The 22,955-nt window shown below is 44.3% G+C and carries 17 protein-coding genes; 6 read left to right on the top strand and 11 right to left on the bottom strand.

Translation table 11 applies throughout. The features are described 5' to 3' along the window. Window positions 1-359: 359 nt before the first annotated feature. From QO189_RS09660 to QO189_RS09670, 3 genes are all read right to left on the bottom strand, one after another. Window positions 360-1,826 carry a YdiU family protein gene (locus tag QO189_RS09660; RefSeq protein ID WP_371532568.1) on the bottom strand — a complete coding sequence of 489 codons (1,467 nt, stop codon included), beginning with the start codon at window positions 1,824-1,826 and terminating at the stop codon, window positions 360-362. 334 nt (window positions 1,827-2,160) lie between these two features. Continuing rightward, entirely contained in the window at window positions 2,161-3,339 is a 1,179-nt protein-coding gene (locus tag QO189_RS09665; RefSeq protein WP_201598791.1) for a fatty acid desaturase, read from the bottom strand. 472 nt (window positions 3,340-3,811) lie between these two features. Then, window positions 3,812-4,540 carry a glycerophosphodiester phosphodiesterase gene (locus QO189_RS09670; protein ID WP_371532569.1) on the bottom strand — a complete coding sequence of 243 codons (729 nt, stop codon included), beginning with the start codon at window positions 4,538-4,540 and terminating at the stop codon, window positions 3,812-3,814. Between the two features lie 345 nt (window positions 4,541-4,885). Between QO189_RS09670 and QO189_RS09675 the strand changes: the two genes are divergently transcribed. Then, a complete protein-coding gene (locus QO189_RS09675; protein ID WP_371532570.1) occupies window positions 4,886-5,833 on the top strand; it encodes a hypothetical protein in 948 nt (315 codons plus the stop codon). 145 nt (window positions 5,834-5,978) lie between these two features. Here QO189_RS09675 and QO189_RS09680 read toward each other — a convergent pair whose 3' ends face one another. After that, entirely contained in the window at window positions 5,979-6,575 is a 597-nt protein-coding gene (locus QO189_RS09680) for a cob(I)yrinic acid a,c-diamide adenosyltransferase (protein ID WP_071001732.1), read from the bottom strand. A 191-nt stretch (window positions 6,576-6,766) separates the two neighbouring features. On the opposite strand from QO189_RS09680, the gene cysS reads away from it, so the two are divergent. The 5 genes from cysS to pdxH all read left to right on the top strand — a co-directional run bounded on the left by cysS (window position 6,767) and on the right by pdxH (window position 14,426). Beyond that, window positions 6,767-8,227, top strand: coding sequence for a cysteine--tRNA ligase (cysS, locus tag QO189_RS09685; protein WP_371532571.1), 1,461 nt, complete (start codon window positions 6,767-6,769; stop codon window positions 8,225-8,227). 152 nt (window positions 8,228-8,379) lie between these two features. Beyond that, on the top strand, window positions 8,380-10,359 hold the full coding sequence (locus tag QO189_RS09690) for a mechanosensitive ion channel family protein (RefSeq protein WP_371532572.1): 1,980 nt from the start codon (window positions 8,380-8,382) through the stop codon (window positions 10,357-10,359). Window positions 10,360-10,627: 268 nt separating this feature from the next. Next, window positions 10,628-12,100, top strand: coding sequence for an IMP dehydrogenase (gene guaB, locus QO189_RS09695; protein ID WP_058024512.1), 1,473 nt, complete (start codon window positions 10,628-10,630; stop codon window positions 12,098-12,100). A gap of 196 nt (window positions 12,101-12,296) precedes the next feature. Next, window positions 12,297-13,664 (top strand): phosphoglucosamine mutase, encoded by a 1,368-nt coding sequence (gene glmM, locus QO189_RS09700; RefSeq protein WP_371532573.1) that lies wholly within the window; start codon window positions 12,297-12,299, stop codon window positions 13,662-13,664. 102 nt (window positions 13,665-13,766) lie between these two features. Beyond that, a complete protein-coding gene (gene pdxH / locus QO189_RS09705; RefSeq protein WP_371532637.1) occupies window positions 13,767-14,426 on the top strand; it encodes a pyridoxamine 5'-phosphate oxidase in 660 nt (219 codons plus the stop codon). A gap of 106 nt (window positions 14,427-14,532) precedes the next feature. Here the strand turns inward: pdxH and QO189_RS09710 are convergent, their stop codons facing one another. From QO189_RS09710 to QO189_RS09740, 7 genes are all read right to left on the bottom strand, one after another. Further along, entirely contained in the window at window positions 14,533-15,849 is a 1,317-nt protein-coding gene (locus QO189_RS09710) for an HlyD family secretion protein (protein ID WP_371532574.1), read from the bottom strand. An 88-nt stretch (window positions 15,850-15,937) separates the two neighbouring features. Continuing rightward, window positions 15,938-17,626 (bottom strand): MFS transporter, encoded by a 1,689-nt coding sequence (locus QO189_RS09715; protein WP_371532575.1) that lies wholly within the window; start codon window positions 17,624-17,626, stop codon window positions 15,938-15,940. Between the two features lie 372 nt (window positions 17,627-17,998). After that, on the bottom strand, window positions 17,999-18,628 hold the full coding sequence (locus QO189_RS09720) for a glutathione S-transferase family protein (RefSeq protein WP_371532576.1): 630 nt from the start codon (window positions 18,626-18,628) through the stop codon (window positions 17,999-18,001). Between the two features lie 4 nt (window positions 18,629-18,632). Continuing rightward, window positions 18,633-19,310 (bottom strand): type 1 glutamine amidotransferase domain-containing protein, encoded by a 678-nt coding sequence (locus QO189_RS09725; RefSeq protein ID WP_371532577.1) that lies wholly within the window; start codon window positions 19,308-19,310, stop codon window positions 18,633-18,635. 251 nt (window positions 19,311-19,561) lie between these two features. Continuing rightward, window positions 19,562-20,611: an NADP-dependent oxidoreductase gene (locus QO189_RS09730; protein ID WP_371532578.1), complete on the bottom strand. Its 1,050-nt coding sequence runs from the start codon at window positions 20,609-20,611 to the stop codon at window positions 19,562-19,564. 167 nt (window positions 20,612-20,778) lie between these two features. Then, complete coding sequence (locus QO189_RS09735) at window positions 20,779-21,990, bottom strand: iron-containing alcohol dehydrogenase (protein WP_371532579.1); 1,212 nt, start codon at window positions 21,988-21,990, stop codon at window positions 20,779-20,781. 272 nt (window positions 21,991-22,262) lie between these two features. Then, window positions 22,263-22,868 carry a TetR/AcrR family transcriptional regulator gene (locus QO189_RS09740; RefSeq protein ID WP_238038969.1) on the bottom strand — a complete coding sequence of 202 codons (606 nt, stop codon included), beginning with the start codon at window positions 22,866-22,868 and terminating at the stop codon, window positions 22,263-22,265. Window positions 22,869-22,955 lie beyond the last annotated feature (87 nt).

Below are 22,955 nucleotides of genomic sequence, written 5' to 3' on the forward strand. Positions count from 1 at the left end.
GCCATGGTTGGAATAAATTGGAATAAATTAAATGGTGATAAAAAACAACGTCTAACCCTCCAAAAATCATTGAATGATAATAATTGGAAGGTATAAAAACGTTAAACGACTCACGACCATCAGAATCATGGTCGACGATCAAAGATCAGGTCAAAAAAGCAAACTAGCTAAAATATTCATTCTAGCATTATTGCCAATTCACTGCCTAGTCAACAACAATGAATTATGCGAATAATATAATAAAATGATATTCGTTATTTATCTCGTTGATAATGCCAAAAAATGCAGCTAGATATCAACCTTAATTTCATAATATTTCAAAATATTACAGAATTGAAAGATGTTAAGACGGGCAGCTACTAAGACGAGCAACTAATAGGCATCTGCGGTGTATCAGGTGCAGGCGCACTGCTATCTAGATCATTAGCGATATCTTGCACGCTGTAAGGATTGGCTAATAAACGAAACACTCGATCAACTTCTTCAAACTGACCTTGCTCTGCGGCAGTAATTGCACGCTGCGCCATGCTATTACGAAGGACATAAACAGGATTGTTAGTCTGCATGTCGTTAACTGCCTGCTCAAGTGGCAGCTGCTCAATCTGTGCCAGATAACGTGCTGACCAGTCTTGCCATACTTGCTGCGCCTCACTGCTTAATTCAGTGGTCATATTAGCCAGTAGCTTTTGCTCATAAGGATGATCGTTCGGCGCGACCAAACCGAGGAGCGCGCGGAAACTATTGGTATAATCGAGCAAGTTGTCTTCTAACAACGTTAACCATTCAAAAGCCAAGCTCAAGCTGTCGCTTTGGTGTGGTAGTCCAAGCTTGCGGCATAGACCTTGCTGATAATGCTGCATAAAGGTCGCTTCGTAAGGTGCCAAGCACTCAGAGAGCGTCTCACGGCTGATACCTTGCAAGCGCATAAAATGCGGCAGCCAAACGTTCAGATTCCAATGACCGATAGCGGGTTGGTTTTGGTAGGCGTAGCGACCAGTATGGTCAGAGTGATTGTTAATCCATGCAGGATTGAAGCGCTCCATAAAGCCAAACGGCCCGAAATCCAAAGTGCTACCTGTAATAGATAAGTTATCCGTGTTCATCACGCCATGTGCAAAGCCAATCAGTTGCCAGTCAGCAATCATGCGTGCAGTGCGCTCAACGACTGAGGTCAAAAACGCTGCTGTGGGCGCATCGCTATTGCGACACTCTGGATAATAAGTATCAATCATATAGTCGGTAAACTCACTGAGTAAGTCAGGTGCAAAGCTGGCAATCCATTCAACATGACCAAGGCGAATATGGCTATCAGCGACACGCATCAATGCCGCACCCGCTTCGATACGCTCACGGCGCACTCTCGTATTAGAGACAACAAACCCCAAGGCATTAGAAGAGGGGATACCAAGCTGCGTCAATGCGTGACCGCATAAGTACTCTCGAATCGTACTACGTAAGACCGCACGTCCGTCACCCATACGTGAGTAGGGTGTCAGGCCAGCCCCTTTGAGATGCAAGTCTTGAGGTTGTCCATTGCTATCGAGCACTTGCGCCATCAGCAAACCGCGTCCGTCACCCAGTTGCCCAGCCCATTGTCCGAACTGATGACCTGCATAGGCCATTGCCAATGGTTTAAAGTCAGATGGCACATATTGACCACCCAATATCTCAACCCAATTGGTCATTAGGTCTTCATTGTCTACCCAACCTAACTGCTGTGCGACTTGGGCATTGAAGTGTCCAGCACGGGGAGTGTCCAGTGGCGTGGGCGGCTGCTCATGATAAAGGCGCGTGTCGAGATTGACATAAGTATTTTGATAACGCATACAGGCCGTTTCCATTAAAATATAAAAGTGAGAATGTCACTATAACATAGCACTCATATGGCATCGTTGCACTCTGTCCATCTCTTGTAATATCTAGCCAAAAAATAAAATTAGCTACTTTGGGTGAGCTGAGTTTAGTGGATTAGTTGGTTACTGTCTCTAGGTTGGAGATCGCAACGATTGAGCCTGTATATTCCACCATTTACTACGATGATAAGATTATTAAAAGTAGAGGCAGTGACATAAACCATAAATTATAAACAAAAAAATCCCCCTATCTAGGACGGATAGGGGGAAGGAGAAACGTTACGATTATAGTAGCTGATTATGCTATTTAAGCGGCTTTTTGGCTGACACCAATAGAACGGAAAGCATTTTTCAAGTTATTGTTATGCTCAAGAATTTTTTGCTCAATCTTGGCATAATCATGCTTTAACTTATCATCAGCTTCATGCAAGCGATCAGCGAACTCTGTCTTTTTGAGTTCAATCGTTTTTGCTTTTAGCGCCTGCCACTCTGCAACAGTCTGTGTAAAGGCATCATATTCAAACTTAATACGATCTTGGAAGCTCTTCATCGCGTGAGGAAGATCAATGCCGCTATTGGTAGCCGTATCAATTTGCTGCTGTGCTGTTTTGAATTGCATTTGAACTTCAGCATGTTTGATCGTCGTATCATCCACAGTACGTAGATCAGAAGCCAAACCAATCTTTGACAAACCAGCGATCAACCATTTGGTTGGATCATACTGCCACCATTTTACACCATTACGATAGTCGTATTGGAAGAAGTGATGATAATTGTGATAACCCTCACCCCACGTAAAGATAGCCAAGAAAAAGTTATCACGTGCAGTGTTGGTATCCGTATAAGGACGATTACCAAGCATATGGCATAAAGAGTTGATAAAGAACGTAAAATGATGCGTCAGTACTAAGCGTAGTAGCCCTGCGATAACCAATGTACCCCAGACATCACCAAGCAACCAGCCAATAGCGGCAACCATACCAACGTTCATAGCAACGACCCACAGACCATAATACTTATGCTGTATCTGTAGTACTCTGTCTTTGGTCAAGTCAGGAATATTTTTGTAGTCGAACTTGCCACTAGGATAATTACGCAGCATCCAGCCGATATGACTGAACCAGAACCCGCGTTTTGCTGAATACGGATCTTCTAAACGATCATCGACATGACGATGATGGACACGGTGACCAGAGACCCAGTCAAACGCAGAGCCCTGTACCGCTAGGGTAGAACCAAGCAATAAAAAGTTTTTAACGACTGGGTGCGCTTTATAAGCACGGTGCGCCAATAGACGATGGTAACCCGCTGTGATGCTCATACCTGTCCATACCATGAAGGCACCAAATACGCCCCAAACAGGTGCGCTCACTTCATGAGTAAATAAGTACCATGGTGTAATGATAGCAGCAGCGATTGGCGTCGCTACCAAAATAGTCGCTGGAATCCAGTTGATCGGCGCTTTTGTAAATTCAAACTCGCGCATATCAATGCTTTGCTCTTTTGTCAGAACATCAGTTTGCTCAGAAGCGTTAGCGTAGTTGCGTTTTGCGGTAGGCTGCTCGTCAAGAGCCATTTGCGCTTTCTTTTCATCAAAACGAGTCTTGAAACGCGTGACTTGAGTGCTGGCGTTCTTTACAAACGTATCGCCAGATTTGATAGCGAAACGTAAGCCTTTCAGCGGTAAGCCAAGTGCTTTTTTTGCAATCATATAATATCCCTAACGGTATTAATTTAAGTCCCCATAGTACCTGAAAAAACGTATAAAGTGAACACTTATACACTATAAAAATATTGCTAAATAACAATAACTTGTATGAATTATAGACTGTATGAGTCAAAAATGCCGGTGACTTGTCAGGCATTAAGGGAAAGTGTAAGTAACGCTATAGATATGTAGGGACTGTGAGGGTGAAAAAAGAGATTTATTCAAAAGTGGGAAAATATGGATAGACGGTTCAAGGTAATAATAAATGACGTGGAAAGTCAGTAATAATCACGTCGGTATTCCAGCTTATAAGCTGCTCGATCGTATGGATATCATTGACCGTCCAAGCGCTCACAGGCAACCCATAACGGTGACTATGTTTGATAACGGATTGCGTCAACAAAGGATAATGAATACCTAACTGAATACAACCAAGCTGCAAAGCGGTGTTTGTCGCTCCTGCCAAGGCATCTGGCGTGCGAATCAATAATCCTCGTGGTATGCGAGATAATAGTTTGTGGCGTTGTAACCGATTATGCAGCTCTACATCAAAGCTGGTCAGCACCACTGGTAAGCTGGCAAGCGGTGTATCGATAAGCTCTTGAGCCAGTGCATTAACCAACACTGCATAATTGGTTCTATTGTGAGTTTTAATCTCAAGCTCAATCACCCTAAATCCGCTCAATACAGGTGCTATATTGGCTAAAGTCATGATTGGCTGCCCAAACTGTAAGCGGCACTGAATCTCTGTGAGCCCGAGCTGATCAACTCGCGACTGTTGACCGCACATACGCTCCAAATCATCATCATGGAACACAATCAAGTGACCATCCGCATTCAGTTGAATATCAAATTCAACCCCTGCCAAGCCTTGTGAAGTCAGATTTTGAGAATACTTAAAGCCTGAAAAGGTATTCTCTAAACTCTCTCCGCGAGCGCCACGATGACCTAATAAACGCGTGTTTTTAAAATTTACCATATCACATGACTACTGACTGATTTTACGACTCATCATATATTGTCATGACATTAACGTCTAATAGAATTTATGGCGTGACCAATGCACTTTGTGTCTGATGATTTTCTAGTATTTGTTATGTTTTTGCAACCAAACGCAGGTTTTACCCATAATGAGGGGCGCTATTTGTATATCCATGGGCTACACTAATGACCATTTCAACCAAACACCGTATAATGATGTGGTTTTCAAATCTATCGCAGACAGTTAATGACACCATTGTTTTATAAGTCTGCAATGCAGTTTGAGTGTTAAATACTGTCCATCAGTGGCGGTAAGAACCAGTAAATTGGGAGTAAAGTAAATATGAGCGTAGCAAATATAAGTTTGAGCAAGTGGCATAAAGTGGCTGGAATCGGAATAGTATGTAGTTTGGCGCTTGCAGGCTGTGATCGCTCAGAGAAAGAAGATACTGCCGATACGGCAGAGATGACGGAACAAGAGCCAGTAGCGACCGAAAGTACCGTCGCTCCTGCGATCAATTGTGATGACCCGATGGTACAAGACCGTCTAAAGTCTGCTTTAAAAAATACACTCAACCAGCAAGCACAAGCGTTGGCTGCTAATTATGCAAATGATGCCGAGATTAGCCTAGAAAGCGGCGTTGTTACTGAAAAAATAAATGGCGTGGTTATCGATGTACAAAACGCTGCCATACTACAAAAAGCCAATGACAATGGTATGACAACGTGCCAAGCAAGTGTCAGCATGACACTGCCAAGTGAAGATTTGTATCAAGCCAGTCAAGTGCAAGCGGCTAACAATCAGCCAAGCCTGCAATCTCGTTTGGCGCAAGACAATATCCGTATCAATAACAACATGCTTGTTGATGACGCCTTTACTTATGTTGTCGGTACTCAAGGCGGGCAAGTGCGCACACGTATTGCTGGACAGCCAGCATTGATTACTGTGGTTTCAGATGTGATGGCAGGCTCTGTGTTGAAATCTGCGATGGATGAGGAGCGTGCTGAGCGCCGTGCAGCAGCCCAAAGCAGTAACAATAATACTCAAGCAGCACCCGCTCGTCAGCAGCCTAGAACCATCACGCCAGTTGAGCCAATTCGTCCTACTGAACCTGCGACGCCGCCAACCATCAATAAACCGACCAGCAACCAAAACAGCTCGACAGAAAACAATCAAGCAGCGGCTACTACTGAGACCAAAAAACCAGTAACGCCAGCGACGCCAAAAGCAGTGCCGAAAGATGAAACCATCGATATGGTTATCATTGAAGATGATAGCGCTACTTATTAATTTGCAATTTTATGAGTAGTTAGCAACTGGTAGTTGATAGATGCTGCTAGGTAATAAAAACCCCGCAACATGAGTGCTGCGGGGTTTTTTATCAGCGAAAAATCAACCTAGTTTAAAGAATGCTAGCAAGATTAGGTTTGATTCACTAGCGGTTGTCAGCGAAGTTTTGCAAGACTTGACTGTCCCATAGTACTTCAGAGACTTGTTCGGGATCCGTACAAAAGCGCGCGGCGACAAACAACCAATCAGATAAGCGATTGATAAAGCTGATGGCAGTACGGCGTATGGCTGCCGGGCGCTGCTCCTGCAATAACACAGCTTGGCGCTCAGCTCGGCGGCACACACTACGTGCTACATGCAACTGGCTCACTAGTACAGAACCTGTGGGTAAAATAAAGTCTTTTAGTGGTGGCAGCGTGGTATTCATCATATCGATTTGTTGCTCTAGCCACTCGATATGAGTGGCATTGACGCCCTCATATTCTGGCATGGCAAGCTCACCGCCGATATTGAACAATAGATGCTGAATAATAACTAGGGCTTGAGAAAAATCCTTGCTGATAGACTGGCCTTTGTTTCTTTGTAGTTGAGCACGCACCAGTCCGATATGTGAGTTGAGCTCGTCGATATCACCCATGACACCGAACAGATTGTCAGCTTTACTGAGTCGACTGCCATCAGCCATACCAGTGCTGCCATCATCTCCAGTACGCGTGTATATTTTGCTTAATCGATTGCCCATCTTTATATCCTTAACGGTTTTTATGATTGAATGGTGGTAGTTGCCTACTCATTGTAGTATTTTACGCCTGTTTTCGCTAAGATAATGGGTTACGTTAAAATTATAATCATACTATCAGTACGGCTTGCTTATTTGCTGCGGCTGATATTTTCAATCTATTTATTTTATTTATGCTAAAAGGCTCTTTTATTATGACCACACCACTTGCAGATGCGATGTCTCAACTTGCTATTTATGACTCACTGACTGGCGGCAAGCGTCCGTTTGAACCACTCAAAGCAGGTAAAGTGGGTATGTATGTGTGTGGCATGACCGTCTATGATTATTGTCATATCGGGCACGCTCGAATGATGATTGGGTTTGATATGGTGGTACGTTGGCTCACTCAATTGGGTTATGACGTCAATTACGTGCGTAATATCACTGATATTGATGACAAAATCATTGCGCGCGCTGCCGAGAATGGCGAAGAGATTGGGGCGTTGACCCAGCGCTTTATTACAGCGATGCATGAGGATTTTGCAGCCCTTGGCTGTTTGGCGCCTGATGCTGAGCCGCGCGCGACCGACCATATTGATGATATGCAAACCATGATCGAGACGCTGGTCACAGGTGACTATGCCTATGCAGGCGACAATGGCGATGTTTACTATGCTGTCGATAGTTTTGCGGATTATGGCAAACTGTCGAAGCGCAATCTTGATGAGATGCAGGCAGGTTCACGTGTTGATGTCGAAAATGATAAGCGCAATCCATTTGACTTTGTGCTCTGGAAAGCGGCGAAACCTGATGAGCCGCAGTGGGCCTCACCTTGGGGGCAGGGGCGTCCGGGTTGGCATATTGAATGCTCGGCCATGTCTACCAAGTGCTTGGGCAATACCTTTGATATTCATGGCGGCGGTCACGACTTGCAGTTCCCGCATCATGAGAACGAAATTGCCCAGTCCGAGGCGGCAACAGGTTGTGAGTACGCGCGTAATTGGATGCATGTTGGGTTTATCAATGTTGATGGCGAAAAAATGTCCAAGTCGTTGGCTAACTTTTCAACCATTCGCGATGTCATAGCAAAATATCTGCCCGAAACCGTGCGTTTTTTCTTGCTATCTAGCCATTATCGTAGCCAAGTTAATTTCTCTGATAGCGCATTAGATGAAGCTCATAATAGCCTAAGCAGGCTATATAATGCATTAAAATTGGCTGAACAGCAAAAAGGGCAAGCAATCGTAATTGATAAAAACTTGACCACCGAAGCTTATCGTACGGCTGCTGGACAAGATTTTATCAAAGCCATGAATGATGACTTCAATAGCTCAACGGCGATTAGTGTTTTATTTGGTCTGGCACGCGACATCAATAAAGCCATCAAAGCTGAAGAAGTCGATACAGCATGGCAGTTGGCGCAGCAATTAAAAGCATTGGCACAGGTATTGAATATCTTACAACAACCCGTGCAGCAGTTTTTGCAAGCGGTGATTGGTGATAAAGCAGAAGATGGTTTGACTGATACGGCTATTGATGGGTTAATCGCCGAGCGTGCAGATGCCAAAACCAACAAAAACTTTGCGCGTGCTGATGAAATACGCGAGCAGCTAAAAGAGGCTGGTATTGAACTTGAAGACAGCCGTGCAGGCACCACATGGCGCCGTGCATAGATATTATATAGACGCTGTGCATCAGATTACATACGCATGCTAATAAATTAAGTCAGCTCACGCTGGCTTTTTTTTGCAGAGTGCTTTAGGTTAAAGCATACCGAATGCACTTTTTATATCCGTTCCTTTTGTGGACCAGTGGCTTTGAAAATATGAATACTCTTAAAAATAGTAATGCTGATGATCGTGGCATAGCAATGGATATTGACGGTGGTCACCGCCGCGATGTAGAGCGTAATAGCACCCGCTACAATGCACTGCAGGTAGTTTTAGGGTTTCTTATTATAGCCATCAGCGCTATCTATGTACCTGCCAGTGCGGCAAATGAGGCAGTCCCAAATGAGGAAGGCCGCTCACAAGTCGCTAGCAAACCTGACAATTTGGCTGAGTACGCTGTCCAACAAATAAATACAATCAAAGACGAAAATATTAGCGTCTCTGGTATTACTGAAGAGATATTTGATCCCACTGAGCGTAGCGCGGTACAGCAAGCAGGGACATTGCAAGGTGATGTGGGACTGACAGGGGAGTATAGCGAGAATTATTACTTACTCAACAAGCTCAATGTCGGGTTACCACCATTAGCTGAGCCACCAAATTTGGCGACGCCGCTTGCGACTTTGGAGTTTTTTCAATCTGCGGTGATGAAGCAGCAGTATGATTTGGCCGCTTATGCACTCAATATGAATCTGATTGATGAGCAAAACCAGCGTACCCGTTCGCTTGATTTGACCAAGCAGCTTGATTTTTTACTATCCGAAAAAGAGCTATACGTATTTGATGATATGCCCGATCGTCCTGATGGTCTGATCGAGCCACCACTGGGTAACGATAGTAGTGTCATGGGTATTCCTAGACGCTCTATCCAGCTGGGTTATATCGAGTACCGAGAACGCCGTGTTCCTGTTTACTTGGAGCGGGTAAGGGTAGGTGATCAGGCGCCAGTTTGGATGTTCTCTGCACAGACAGTGGGTAATATTGAAAACTTATATAAACAATATCATCCATCAGAGTTTGAGCGTTATCTACCTACTTGGTTAAAATTCCAGTTTTTTGGTATTGCCTTATGGGAGTTTTCAGCGCTCATCCTGTTTTTCTTATTTACCATGGGCGTCGGTTGGATATTAAGTAAAAGCACGGAAAAACTCATCAGCCGTTATGTTGATAATGAAAAATACAACATCTCTGCTAGCAGTGCCAATGGTGTGGCAGATTTGGTCAGCAAACTGACCGTGCCACTAACCTTTACTATCAGTTTTTCGCTCGTTTTTACCTTAGTCTCTGGTGGTTTTCCTTATCTAGATGCAGTGGCTTCATCAACTCGTCCGCTGATTTGGACGGGGTTGGTATTCAGTGCGATGTGGCTAGGCATTCGTGCCATCAATTTCTTTGCCAACCGTTACCAAGACATGCAGATTGAAAACCTAGGAGAGGAGCATTTTGATAAAGTGCGCCGTCGTCGCACTTATGTGTCGATATTCCGCCGCGTTTTCATTTTTGTCATGATATTGGGTAGTATCTGGATAGGACTGAGTGAGTTTGCCAATATGGAAGGTCTTGGCAAAACCTTACTGACTTCAGCTGGTATTGCTGGCGTGGTCATTGGTATCGCCGCTCAGCCCATATTGGGTAACATTATTGCTGGGGTGCAGGTGGCAGTGACGCAGCCTGTACGGATTGGCGATAGCGTGATAATGGATGGCAATTTCAGTACTGTGGAAGATTTGCGTTACACTTATGCCGTACTCAAAACATGGGATGAACGCCGACTAATCGTGCCGATGCGTGAGTTGATTACCGAAAAAGTTGAGAACTGGTCTCATACCGAAGTGCACCAGACCTGTCCTGTGTTTTTATACATCGACTATGGTGCAGATATTGAGGCCATTCGCCAACAGTTCATATCAGTGACAAAGGATAATGAGCTATGGGACAATAAAACTGAGCCTGTAGTCTTTGTGGTTGAAGTGACAGAAAACACCATTCAGCTGCGCGGCGCTGTTGCCTCAGTAGGCCCCATTGAAGCATGGACGCTCGCTTGTGAAGTACGAGAGCAGATGCTTGGCTACTTGCATGAGCAGCAGAATAAGTATTTACCGACAGAACGTTTTACGTTAACAGAAAATCCTTAACGCTCAGAGAGAGTTAGTCGCTATAAAAAAGCGTCATTAACTATACAGTGCATGTTTGTCATCGGCAAAGATGTAGAAGATGTATTTGTGTAAAATAATCTGACAAATATAGTATGTCAGAGGGGTGCTTATTTGTTATAATGTGGCGTTATTTTTATAGGATAACTGAGTGGTTAGCCATGAGTCAGCACTGTGTATGCAGTTGCAATGATTGATATGCCTAACTCTGAGCTCCTACCCATCAAAATAACCACCACTAGGGGTCTGTATGTTGCGAATTGTCGATGAAGCCTTAACCTTTGATGACGTTTTATTATTGCCAGCCTATTCTGAAGTTCTGCCAAAAACTGCCGATCTGTCTACCCGTTTGACCAAAAACATCACGCTAAACCTTCCGCTGATCTCTGCGGCTATGGATACAGTCACTGAGTCTGAGATGGCCATTACTATGGCACAGCTTGGCGGCATGGGTATCTTGCACAAGAGTATGGATATCGAAAAGCAAGCAACACAAGTACGCCGCGTCAAAAAATTTGAAGCGGGTACGGTTGTTGACCCAATCACGGTACACCCAGAGATGACGATTGGTGAATTGCTACGCTTGACGCAAGACAATAATATCTCAGGCGTACCTGTGGTCGAAAAGGGTACAGATAACGTAGTAGGTATTGTTACTCACAGAGATTGGCGTTTTGAGACCAACTTGTCATTGCCAGTTAGTCAGATCATGACACCAAAAGAGCAGTTGGTCACCGTACATGAAGGTGAGAGCAACGAGAATATCAAAAGGTTGCTACATGAGCATCGCATCGAAAAAGTCATCGTTATCGACGACAACTTCCGTTTACGTGGCTTAATTACGGTCAATGACTTTGCCAAAGCCGAAAACAATCCAAATGCGTGTAAAGACGAGAAAGGTCGCCTGCGTGTCGGTGCAGCGGTTGGTACAGGTGCAGACACGCAAGCACGCGTCGAAGCATTAATCGCTGCTGATGTTGATGTGATCGTAGTAGATACGGCGCATGGTCACTCAAAAGGCGTGATTGATAAAGTTTCTTGGATCAAGAAAAACTATCCGCATGTTCAAGTTATCGGTGGCAACATCGCAACAGGTGAAGCGGCACTTGCACTACGTGATGCTGGCGCTGATGCGGTAAAAGTTGGTATCGGCCCTGGATCTATCTGTACCACGCGTATCATTGCCGGTATCGGTGTACCACAAATATCAGCTATTGATAATGTTGCTAGTGCATTGAAAGACAGTATTCCATTGATCGCTGACGGCGGTATCCGCTACTCAGGTGATATGGCAAAAGCGATTGCGGCTGGTGCATCGTGCATCATGGTAGGCTCATTGATGGCTGGTACAGAAGAGGCACCAGGTGAAGTTGAGCTGTTCCAAGGTCGTTATTACAAAGCTTACCGCGGTATGGGTAGTCTGGGTGCGATGTCAGGATCAAACGGCTCATCAGATCGTTATTTCCAAGATGCCAAAGATGGTGTAGAGAAACTCGTACCAGAAGGTATTGAAGGCCGCGTTCCTTACAAAGGACCTGTCGCTGGTATTGTCAACCAATTGGTTGGTGGCCTACGCTCATCAATGGGCTATACAGGCTCTGCGACTATCGAAGATATGCGCACCAACCCACAGTTTATCAAAGTCACATCGGCAGGCATGAAAGAGTCGCATGTTCATGATGTACAGATCACTAAAGAAGCGCCGAACTACCGAGTAAACTAATCAATATTTTATAGCTCTGCATTGTTTGAGAACTGGCTCAGTTGCAGAGCTGTAGTGACGTTGAGATACAAACAGCCAACAATGCTCTGTTATTGTTGGCTGTTTTTTTGTAGAATATAAAAGCATATTATTACAATAGCAGTATTGCCTGCGTATACGCTTGGCCTTTTATTTTTAGACTTGAGGAACATACATAATGAGTTACTTTGGCACTGATGGTATCCGTGGAACATTTGGTGAATTGCCTATTACCCCTGACTTTATTTTAAAACTGGGTTATGTGACTGGACAAGTGCTCATAGAAGCCAACGAAAATTCTACGCGTAAACCAAGTGTGGTCATCGGCAAAGATACGCGTCTCTCAGGTTATGTCATTGAAGGTGCTCTGCAAGCAGGTTTTAACGCGGCTGGCGTCGATGTTTATATGCTTGGTCCATTACCAACGCCAGCGATTGCACATTTGACTCGCAGTTTTAATGCCGATGCGGGTGTGGTTATCTCGGCGTCACATAACCCTTACTATGACAATGGCATCAAGTTCTTTTCAGGTAGTGGTAAAAAAATTAGTGATGAGATGCAGATAGCCATCAATGACAGATTAACGGCAATCATGAGTGATGCTAATAGCAACAATGCCACGATGCCCATCCTTGACCCTGCAAACCTAGGAAAAAACCGCCGGATTGACGATGCAAAAGGTCGATACATTGAATTTTGCAAAGGCAGCTTCCCATATCAGTATGATCTCAGCCATCTGACCGTCGTGGTTGATTGTGCCAATGGTGCAGGCTATAGCGTCGCACCTAGAGTCATGCGGGAGCTTGGTGCTAATGTTATCGCTATCAATAATACTCCAGACGGCATCAATATCAATGCTGAGTGTGGCTCTACCCATCCTGAAGGTCTGCAAAAAGCGGTGCTTGAGCATGAAGCAGATGTCGGTATCGCGCTTGACGGTGATGGCGATCGCATTGTGATGGTTGATGAGACAGGTAAGCTGGTTGATGGTGACGGTATCTTATATGTGCTCGCGACCCAAGGACTCACCAAAGCGAAAGGCGTCGTTGGTACGCTCATGAGTAATATGGGATTAGAGTTGGCATTAAAAGCAGCAGATATTGACTTTACTCGTGCAAAAGTAGGTGACCGCTATGTCATGCAAGATCTGGAAGCCAATGGCTGGATACTAGGCGGTGAGCCGTCTGGACATATTCTGTGTCTAGACAAAAGCCGTACAGGTGATGCGATCATAGCAGGGTTGCAAGTATTGGCTGTGATGCAAGCGCAAGGACGTGCACTGAGTGAGCTGGTCGAAGGGTTTGACGTACTACCACAGAAGCTGGTCAATGTACGCTTGTCTCAGATGCAAGACCCATACAAGCATGAAGAACTGGTCGCCGCTTTTGACAAAGCACAGACGACTTTAGAAGGTCGTGGTCGTCTTCTTATTCGCCAATCAGGCACAGAGCCTATGATTCGAGTCATGGTTGAGTCCGATGATGAAATAGAGTGTGATGTAATGGCAAATGATTTGGCCGATCTTATTAAGTCAGTGCTAGGCTAATAGTATTCAAGACTTAATACTCAAAACTTAGTATTCAAAGCTTAACACTCAAGATAACAATGTTGAAATGTCATAATTTTATAATAAGGAATGACCATGAGCATGGACTTTACCGACCAGCGCCTTTCATATGAAAAAGGTGAGCTTGATCAACAGTCAGTACCAGCGTCACCATTTGAGCTATTTAAGGCTTGGATGGATGAGGCAATAGCGCAAAAAGTGCAAGAACCTTATGCTATGAGTTTGGCAACCTGCGGTGCAGACAATAAACCTAGCGTCCGTATTGTGTTACTACGTGAAATTACGGATACAGGTATCGTTTTTTATACCAATTATGACAGCGCAAAAGGACAGGACATTGTAGAAAATCCCAATGCTGAAGCGCTGTTTTTTTGGCATGAGCTGGAGCGTCAAGTTCGTATCAGCGGTCGTATTGCTAAAATTGATGCTGAAAAATCTGCTGCCTATTTCCAAAAACGTCCACACGATAGCCAGATAGGTGCTTGGGTCAGTCAACCGCAAAGTGGTGAAGTGGCGAATCGTGAAGTGATGGAGCAAACGTTCGAGCAACTGCAATCAGAGTATTCAAATGGTACTAGCGTACCAACACCAGCGTTTTGGGGTGGGTATGAGATTACGGTTGAAAAGATTGAGTTTTGGCAAGGTCGCGCCAACCGTATGCATGACCGCATCGTATATACGCAAAATAATGATGATAGTGAGAGCGTTGAACGCTGGACGACCAAGCGTCTACTACCATAGTGTTTGGCTGATTTTGAAATCCTAGATCATTTAAAAATATGAAAAAGCCACTCTAAATCCAGTTTCTCGGGTATTTAGAGTGGCTTTTTTATATCAGTTATTTGCTTTATTTAGCATTGGTATCGACATCCACAGAGACCGACATACCAGGACGCAAGCGTGCAAGCTCAGGTTGATTTGGATCCAAGTCGATACGTACCGGAATGCGCTGCGCAATTTTTATATAGTTACCTGTCGCAGGGTTGGCAGCACCTGCACTAAACTCACTGCCAGTGGCTGGTGAGATGTTGCTCACGTGACCAGTAAATTTGGCACCGCCAAGCGCATCCACATGAATAGTAGCTGGTTCGCCGATTGCCATACTGGCTATTTGGGTTTCCTTAAAGTTTGCGATAATCCAAATGCCTTTTGGCACGATATACATGAGCTGAGTGCCCGCGCTAACGTACTGGCCTTCTTTGACACTGACTTGGCTCAGCTGACCGGACTCAGGTGCTGTGATGATTGTATTATCGAGATTAATTTGTGCTTGCTTTACACCTGCCTCAGCACTTTTGATATTTGCATCTAGCGAGGGTTGGGTGCCACTGGTTTTGGCGCGGTTTTGTTGCGCGGCTTGTAAATTGGCTTCAGCCTGTTGCACACTTGCCTGTGCTTGAGCAAGTTGCGCCTTGATATGAGCCACTTCTGCTTTTGATACCGCACCGATAGCATCTAAGCCTTGATAGCGATTGACGTCTTCACGAGCGCTCTCGACATTGATTTTGGCACTATATAAGTCTGCTTTTCGTGCTTCGATTTGTGCTTGACTGGATTGCGTGTCTTGATCATTGGTAGAGCGACTGGTGATAGCCACTTCAGTATTGGCCTCTGCTTGTTCAAGTTGCTGCTGAAACGTTCGATCATCTATTTTTATCAGTAGATCGCCCGCTTTTACATCAGCAAAATCCTGCACCGCCACTTCGGTGACATAGCCGGAGACTTGCGGACTAATAATAGTGGTTTGACCTTTGACAAAGGCGTTATTGGTTTGTTGCACCGTAGGCGTAAATGGTGGCAGCTTCCAAGCATATAAAATCAAGGCTACACCAATGACAATCAGCACAATCAATAATCCTAAATTTAGGTAGGATTTTTTCTTGGGAGACCAGCCAGCCGTATTTGAGATCGGCTCTTTTGGCGGCATAGGCGTTTCATTATCATCGTCTTGATTTTCTATAGAGCCGTCTACAGAGTTGTCCTCACGCACGCTATCAGGCGTATCAGTAGCTGCTTGTATCTCGGATGTATCAGTTTTCTTTTGCGTAGCGCTTGCAGCGGTTTCTGCTGGAACCGTAGCAGACTCTGTACGTGTGTCTGTTGCTGGAGCATCAGTTGACGTCTGAGGTATTTTATTAAGCTCATTTGGTTTTTCTTGGCTCATGACGTACTCCTAAATGTTAATAAGCAAATATCTGAATATTCTGACTGTAAATGAATATGATAAAAAATCACTAATATAATAAGTTGAATTATTTTGTTTCGCGCATCTTGGCGATGACAGCGAGCTCTTTGGCCAGTGGATTGCGCTTATGATAACGGTTATAAAGATAATTGAGCAGCAAAATAATCGTAACGGCAGTAGCAAGACAGGCCATCAGAAAAAACAGATCGCTGTATGCTGCGACCGTTGCTTGGCGCTGAATGCCTTGCAGTACTTGGCTAACTGCACCGATATTTGCTTGGGCCGCGTCAGTGGTCTGATTCGACAGCATATTACGAGTGCCTGCCACCTGAGCGCTAAATGCAGGATCGCCCAAATTCAATGAGCTGACCATATCTGCATAATGCATTTGTGTACGAATGGTCGTAAATGCTTGAATGGCTGCCGCACCTGCCAGTCCGCCAACTGTTTGGGAGATGCCAAAAATCACTGAAAAACTAATAATATACGCAGGACCACTGCCAATAGCCCGCAAAAACCCTTCAAAAACCAAAGGCCCCATGAAATACACCGCAGCAAAGGCAATCAAAAACTGGCTGAGATAAAACATATAGGGTGCTGAATTAATTGACACACCGACATCCATCCAAGACCCTAAGGCAATCAATGCCACTGCAAAAATAACCGGTCGGCGCAAATCCATCGCGTTGGTACTAAAAATACTAATAATCAAAGCCAGTGCACTGGCGGCTATAATAACAGCATAAAAAGTAACCAGCTGATCGTTACCGTAGCCAAGGTTAGCGAGTAATCCTGCCGCGCCGACGTTTTGCTCAGATAACAAAATCCGCATGACAGCGCCCGTCACCATAAAGGCAATAATATTGCGGCTACGCATCCAGCGCACTTGTAGCATCGGGTTTTTGCGATGCGTCTCAATCCATAACGCGATGCTAATCCCGACGATAGCAATCATCAGTGGATAGACGAGCCAAGGTGTCGTCCACCATAAAATCCTACCTTGTACCAAAACGACAGCCAATGCAGCCAGACCACTGGCAAAAAAACCAAAGCTTACAAAATCCAATTTCTCAAATACTTTTTCTGTATTCCCTGGTGGTAGCTCTAATATATTAATCAGCCCAAAACAAATCAGCGCCAGACCAAATTGAAATAAAAATAAGTTCTCAAGCTGACCGTCGATGGCGAGGTAGGGTGAGATGACACGTGATAATGGAATACCAAACTGCACCAGACCAAAACCCAATATGAGGCCACTAGTACGTTTGACGGTTGGCATACCTTGCAGACAATAAAATAAGCCCAATACGGTCATACCACTTGCCACCATACCACTAAGGCCCCTAGCGACAATCTCTAAATAGTAGGGCTCAATGCTAATATTAGGTGTGTCTAAAAAGTGACTACTGATCAGCCACTGTAGACTGGTGGCGGCTAACAAAAATGACAGGGTAATTTTGCTAAAAAGCGACATGCCAAATTGCTGACGAATTTTGTACAGTAGAACGGTGATACAGGCATTGGTCATATTGTAACTGACCGATATCCAACCACCTTCAGCTGGCGTTAAACCCAGCTGACCCTGAATTTGCGTCAGATTTGCGACAAGTAGACCATTTTGGAAGCTGGCTGTGAGACCCACAAAAATACCAATAAGCAAGTAAAATACTTTACGGCGTGCCGGATGGTCAGGATTGGCTGGAGAGCCCACCATTATTGGCTGTTCGTGGGGCTTAAACTGGTATTCGTTACTCATGGGCGTACCACAATCTGTATAAGGAAATAGAGTGACATAAGACAGATGCCAGACGGAGAGTCAGGTCAGTGCAGTTGGTATGTATAGCGTAAAACGCCAGTCAACTCACTGATGGTATCTGAAAGATAACCCAAAAAATTCAGAAAGGATTTTATCACAACTTTTATCGTGCTTTTGTCATCGACACGTAATTCATGGATGGTGTCAGACAATTTGTTTGGTTGCTCTATAGCTTAATGCTCTCATATGACATTGATGACTATAATGCGATGGTTATTCATGCAAGCACAAAATAAAGCACGCATAAAAAACAGCTCTATACAGAGCTGTTTGTATGTATCAGAAAATTGGTCTGTCAGTTATGATGAAATGCTAAACAGATTGATCGTACTTAGCCTCTAGCTGCATAGCGCGCTGATAGCTATCGAGACTGGCCAGTTGTTCAGCATACTGTCTGATATGCGGATAAGCGTCGAGTTTTTGGCGCTTAGCGAGAATGATTAAGTCAAATGACAACATAAAGTCAGCACCACTTAGCTTATCACCCACAATGAACGACTTGCCTTTGACCGAAGCATCCAGATATTCAAACAATCTGGTTTTTTCTGTATCGATATAACCATTCAAAAACTCATTGTCATCAATGCCTGCTTTTTTGGTAAATAGCTCAAGCATTAATGGCAACATCAGCGAGCTTTCTGCAAAGTCAATCCACTGCAAATAGTATCCATAATCTGAACTATCTGTAGCAGGGCGCAGACGCTCTGGCGCGAATCGTTCAATCAATAACTCAGTAATCGCACCGGACTCAGCGTAAATCTGTCCATCCATCTCGATAACCGGAGATTTACCGAGTGGATGTACTGCCTTCAGTGAGTCTGGTGCCAAATGAGTCTTGGCATCGCGCTGATGACTGATCACTTCATAAGGCACGCCGAGCTCTTCTAAGAGCCAAAGCGTACGTAATGAGCGAGATTGATTAAGATGATGTAGGCGAATCATGATATTAACCTTTGAGCTTGCTAATCAAACGCTTAGCCGCTTCTTCTGATGACGCTGGGTTTTGACCTGTGATCAATAAACCATCTTCGACCACAAACTCTTCCCAATCAGCGGCTTTTTCATAGTTACCGCCATTGGCTTTCAAGGCGTCTTCTACTAAGAAAGGCACCACGTCTGTTAAGCCAGCAGCTTCTTCTTCTGAGTTGGTGAAACCAGTAACGGTTTTACCTTTTACTAAGTACTCGCCATCAACTTTAACGTTTTTAAGCGCGGCAGGTGCATGACAAACAAAAGCAACAGGCTTGTCTTGCTTGACGAAATTCTCGATTAATTCGATAGAGTGCTTATCTACTGCCAAATCCCACAATGGACCGTGACCACCTGGATAAAAGACTGAATCAAAATCTTCTACTTTCATGTCAGCAAGTTTTTTGGTATTAGCCAAGTGCTCTTGCGCATCTTTGTCGTCTTTAAAACGCTTGGTATCTTTGGTTTGCGTGTCTTCGGTATCGCTACTAGGATCTAGGGGTGGTTGACCACCAGCAGGAGACGCTAAAGTGACATTAGCACCCGCATCGAGAAACGCATAGTAAGGGGCTGCAAATTCTTCTAGCCAAAAGCCAGTTTTTTTACCAGTATCGCCTAGGCGGTCGTGTGAGGTTAGTACCATTAAAATATTCATAATTATCCTTATTTATTGTTTATATGTGAGTAAAGTAAATCATTAACAGCCACGTTTTTATTGATAGAGGATTCATTCAAATGGCGAGCCAAATAACTAAAAAATTATCAATATAAGTCGTGACCGCTAATATTATTCCTGCTTCGGACGTAACTTTCAGTAGTGATCTTAGCGAGTTGTGTTGTTAAGTGGTTATTAATAAAAAATCGTTACCTATCGCTTATTGCTTAACAAAACTTACCTAACATCAATTACTGAACGTCAGAGACTTTGACCACTGTTTTACCAAAGTTATCACCGTTTAACATACCGACAAAGGCTTTTGGTGCATTGTTTAGACCATCAGCGATGTATTCTTTGGTTTTGACGTCGCCTGATTCTACCCATTTGCTCATCGTTTCTAAGAACTCTGGGAAGTGGTCGCCATATTCTTCAAAGATAATAAAGCCTTTGATGGTGAGGCGGCGGCTTAAGATAAGGCCAGTCAATACGCTCAAACGATCCTTACCTTCAGGCAGTTCGGTCGCATTGTACTGGGCAACAAGGCCACAGACAGGAATGCGAGCATGAGCATTTAGTAAAGGCATGACCGCGTCAAACACATGGCCACCGACGTTTTCGTAATAGATGTCGATACCATCTGGGCATGCCGCTTTTAATTGCTCAGCGAAGTCATCGGCTCTGTGGTCGATACAGACATCAAAGCCAAGCTCGTTGACCGCGAAGTCGCATTTCTCTTTACCGCCTGCTACACCAACGGTGCGCAGACCATATTGATTACCCACTTGACCGACCGTAGCGCCAACAGGTCCCGTGGCTGCAGCGACAACCAACGTTTCACCTTTTTGTGGTTTACCGATATCAGTCAGACCCATGTAGCCGGTGAAGCCGGGCATACCTAATACACCCAAACCATAAGAAGGGTTTGCCATGTTTTTATCAAGCTTAAGAACACCTTCGCCATCGCTGACGCTGTAGTCCTGCCAGCCGGAATTTGATACCACCAAATCACCGACAGCAAATTTATCGATATTAGACTCGACGACTTGAGCAACTGTGCCGCCCATGATGACGTCACCGACTGCTAATGGGTCAGCGTAGCTTTTGGCATCGCTCATACGTCCACGCATATATGGGTCTAATGACAGATATACCGTGCGTAATAACATCTCGTTATCGTTTGGCGTTGGGATGTCGCTGGTTGTCATGTCAAAATTGTCAGCGGTTGGTTCGCCGTTCGGGCGGCTGGCAAGTTTGATTTGACGGTTGGTTTGTTGGTTCTGTTGTTTGTCGAAGCTCATTGTAGGACTCCTTTATATTTATTCATTGTGATTATTATAGTGGTATCAAATGTAGTAGCTACTCAGCATGGAATAGCTAATACTATAGATAGCATAACGATATATACTTATTGTTACTGTCGCGATTTTTCTTATAATTCTTTTGACAGTTCTTGCTATAGCGCCTATTAAGACGCTTTGCTAGTTACAGCGCGTTGCAAGATACGACGTGAAACGTCTAAATCGTTTTTGCCGTGCTCACCAAGTTTGACCATGTTATGTGCATCAAGTTGCTTGATAATTGGATCAATCGCTGACTCAGTCAAATCGACGTCTTCTAGGCTAACTGGTAAACCAAGCTCGCGGAAGAAGTTTTCAGTATAGACAATGGCCGTTTCGATGATTGCATCGTCGTCTTGATCAGTATCAGTGATGTTCCATACGTTACGTGCATACTGCAGCAGTTTTTCTTTTTTGCTTTCTTTTAGCTCACGCATCACTGATGGCAATACGATGGTTAGTGTACGTGCATGATCGATAGCGTGTAGTGATGTGAGTTCATGACCGACCATGTGAGTTGTCCAGTCTTGTGGTACACCAGTACCGATCAGACCATTCAATGCCATCGTCGCTGTCCACATGATGTTCTTACGTGTTTCTAGGTTGTCTGGATCTTGCTTAACAACTACACCTTCATCGATAAGGATTTTAAGCAAGCTTTCAGCAAAGGCATCTTGAACTTTAGCATTGACTGGATAAGTCAGATACTGTTCCATTACATGGACGAATGCATCAGCAACACCATTCATAACCTGACGTTCAGGTAGTGTAAGCGTTTTGACTGGATCTAGGATTGAGAATTTAGGGAAGGCCAGTGGGTTACCAAATGGTAGTTTTGCTTGACGTTCGCTATAGTTAATAACGCCGCCTGAGTTCATCTCAGAACCCGTTGCTGGGATGGTCAATACCGCACCTAGGTCAATAGCAGAATCGATGTTTTTGCAATAACCCGTTAGCGCGTCCCAAGCTTGGTCACGTGAGACAGTACCATCTTCTTCAGTCAATGAAGAAACGAGTGCAACAAATTTACTGCCATCAATCACTGAGCCACCGCCAACTGCTAATAAGAAGTCGATGTTGTGCTCATTCACCATGTCGGCTGCTTTTAATAGTGTGGTGAATTCTGGATTGGCTTCGATACCACCAAATTCAAATACAGTACGGTTACCGCTAGCCGCTAATGCAGTTTTTACTTCATCCAAAGTACCGGTACGCTGTGCTGAACCACCACCGTAAGTAATGAGAACGCGTGCATCAGTAGGGACTAGGTCTGATAATTGTTCGATTTGACCTTCACCAAAAACGATACGGACTGGGTTGTAATATTGAAAGTTATTCATAAAATTCCTAATGTTGATAAAAATGGTTTCGCCAAATATGTTGACGTTAAACAATGAATGGTAAGCAATGCTTATTTTGCATTTGCTCTAAAGCTTGATGCGCATTGTACACCAATTAGACCAGTCGTCTAGTGTTTGTTTATAAATGATTACAAAACTCTCATACAACGTTTTTATCAAGCATTGGGTTTCTAAATAACAATACGATGTGTAGGCGCAAACATAAGCCCCCAATTTAGGGGCTGCAATATCAAGAACATTACTGTTTGTTATCAACGTCCCATTTGAGTCGTCGTCATTTGCCAGATCTCAGCTAGAGGCGTATTTGTTTGACTGATCTTAGCCATTAGGCTGGCACCAAGCCACGCGAAATACCAGCGTTTGGCCATACTCTCAGCTGATATATTATCGTGACGAGGTACAGACCCGTCCATCCATCCTGCCTTGATCTGCTCGGCGAGCCACATGGTTGTCTGCTGATAGCCCCTATCAAGCGCTTTACGCATAGTTTCTGACATATCAGCCACTTCTGCGCTTAGTTTAACCACTAAGCATCTCTCGTGATCACAACCGTTCTGCTGGGTGTCGTACCAGTTTTGGAAGTAATCATATAGCTTTTGTTGGGCGCTCACGTTTTGTGCGTCGATGATATCAAGACGAGCTTTATATAAGCTGAAGTAATGATTGATAATGGCCTCGCCAAACGCTTCTTTTGAGGCAAAGTAATGATAAAAAGAGCCTTTAGGCACGCCAGCTGTGTCTAAGATTTGTTTGAGGCCGACAGCGGTAAAGCCTTTTTTGGCTATTAATTGGTAACCAGTAGCAAGTAAGTGGGCTTTAGTATCGGGTGTGGTGCTAGTGTCTGTGATATTAGACATAAATAGAATTCTCTCCCTTGATAGTCATAGTAATAGGGTCGTCAGGTTTCATTTGAGCGTCATGTTGGTGGCATATTCTAATGATAT

The organism is Psychrobacter sp. Arc29, assembly GCF_041431175.1.
Lineage (GTDB): Bacteria > Pseudomonadota > Gammaproteobacteria > Pseudomonadales > Moraxellaceae > Psychrobacter.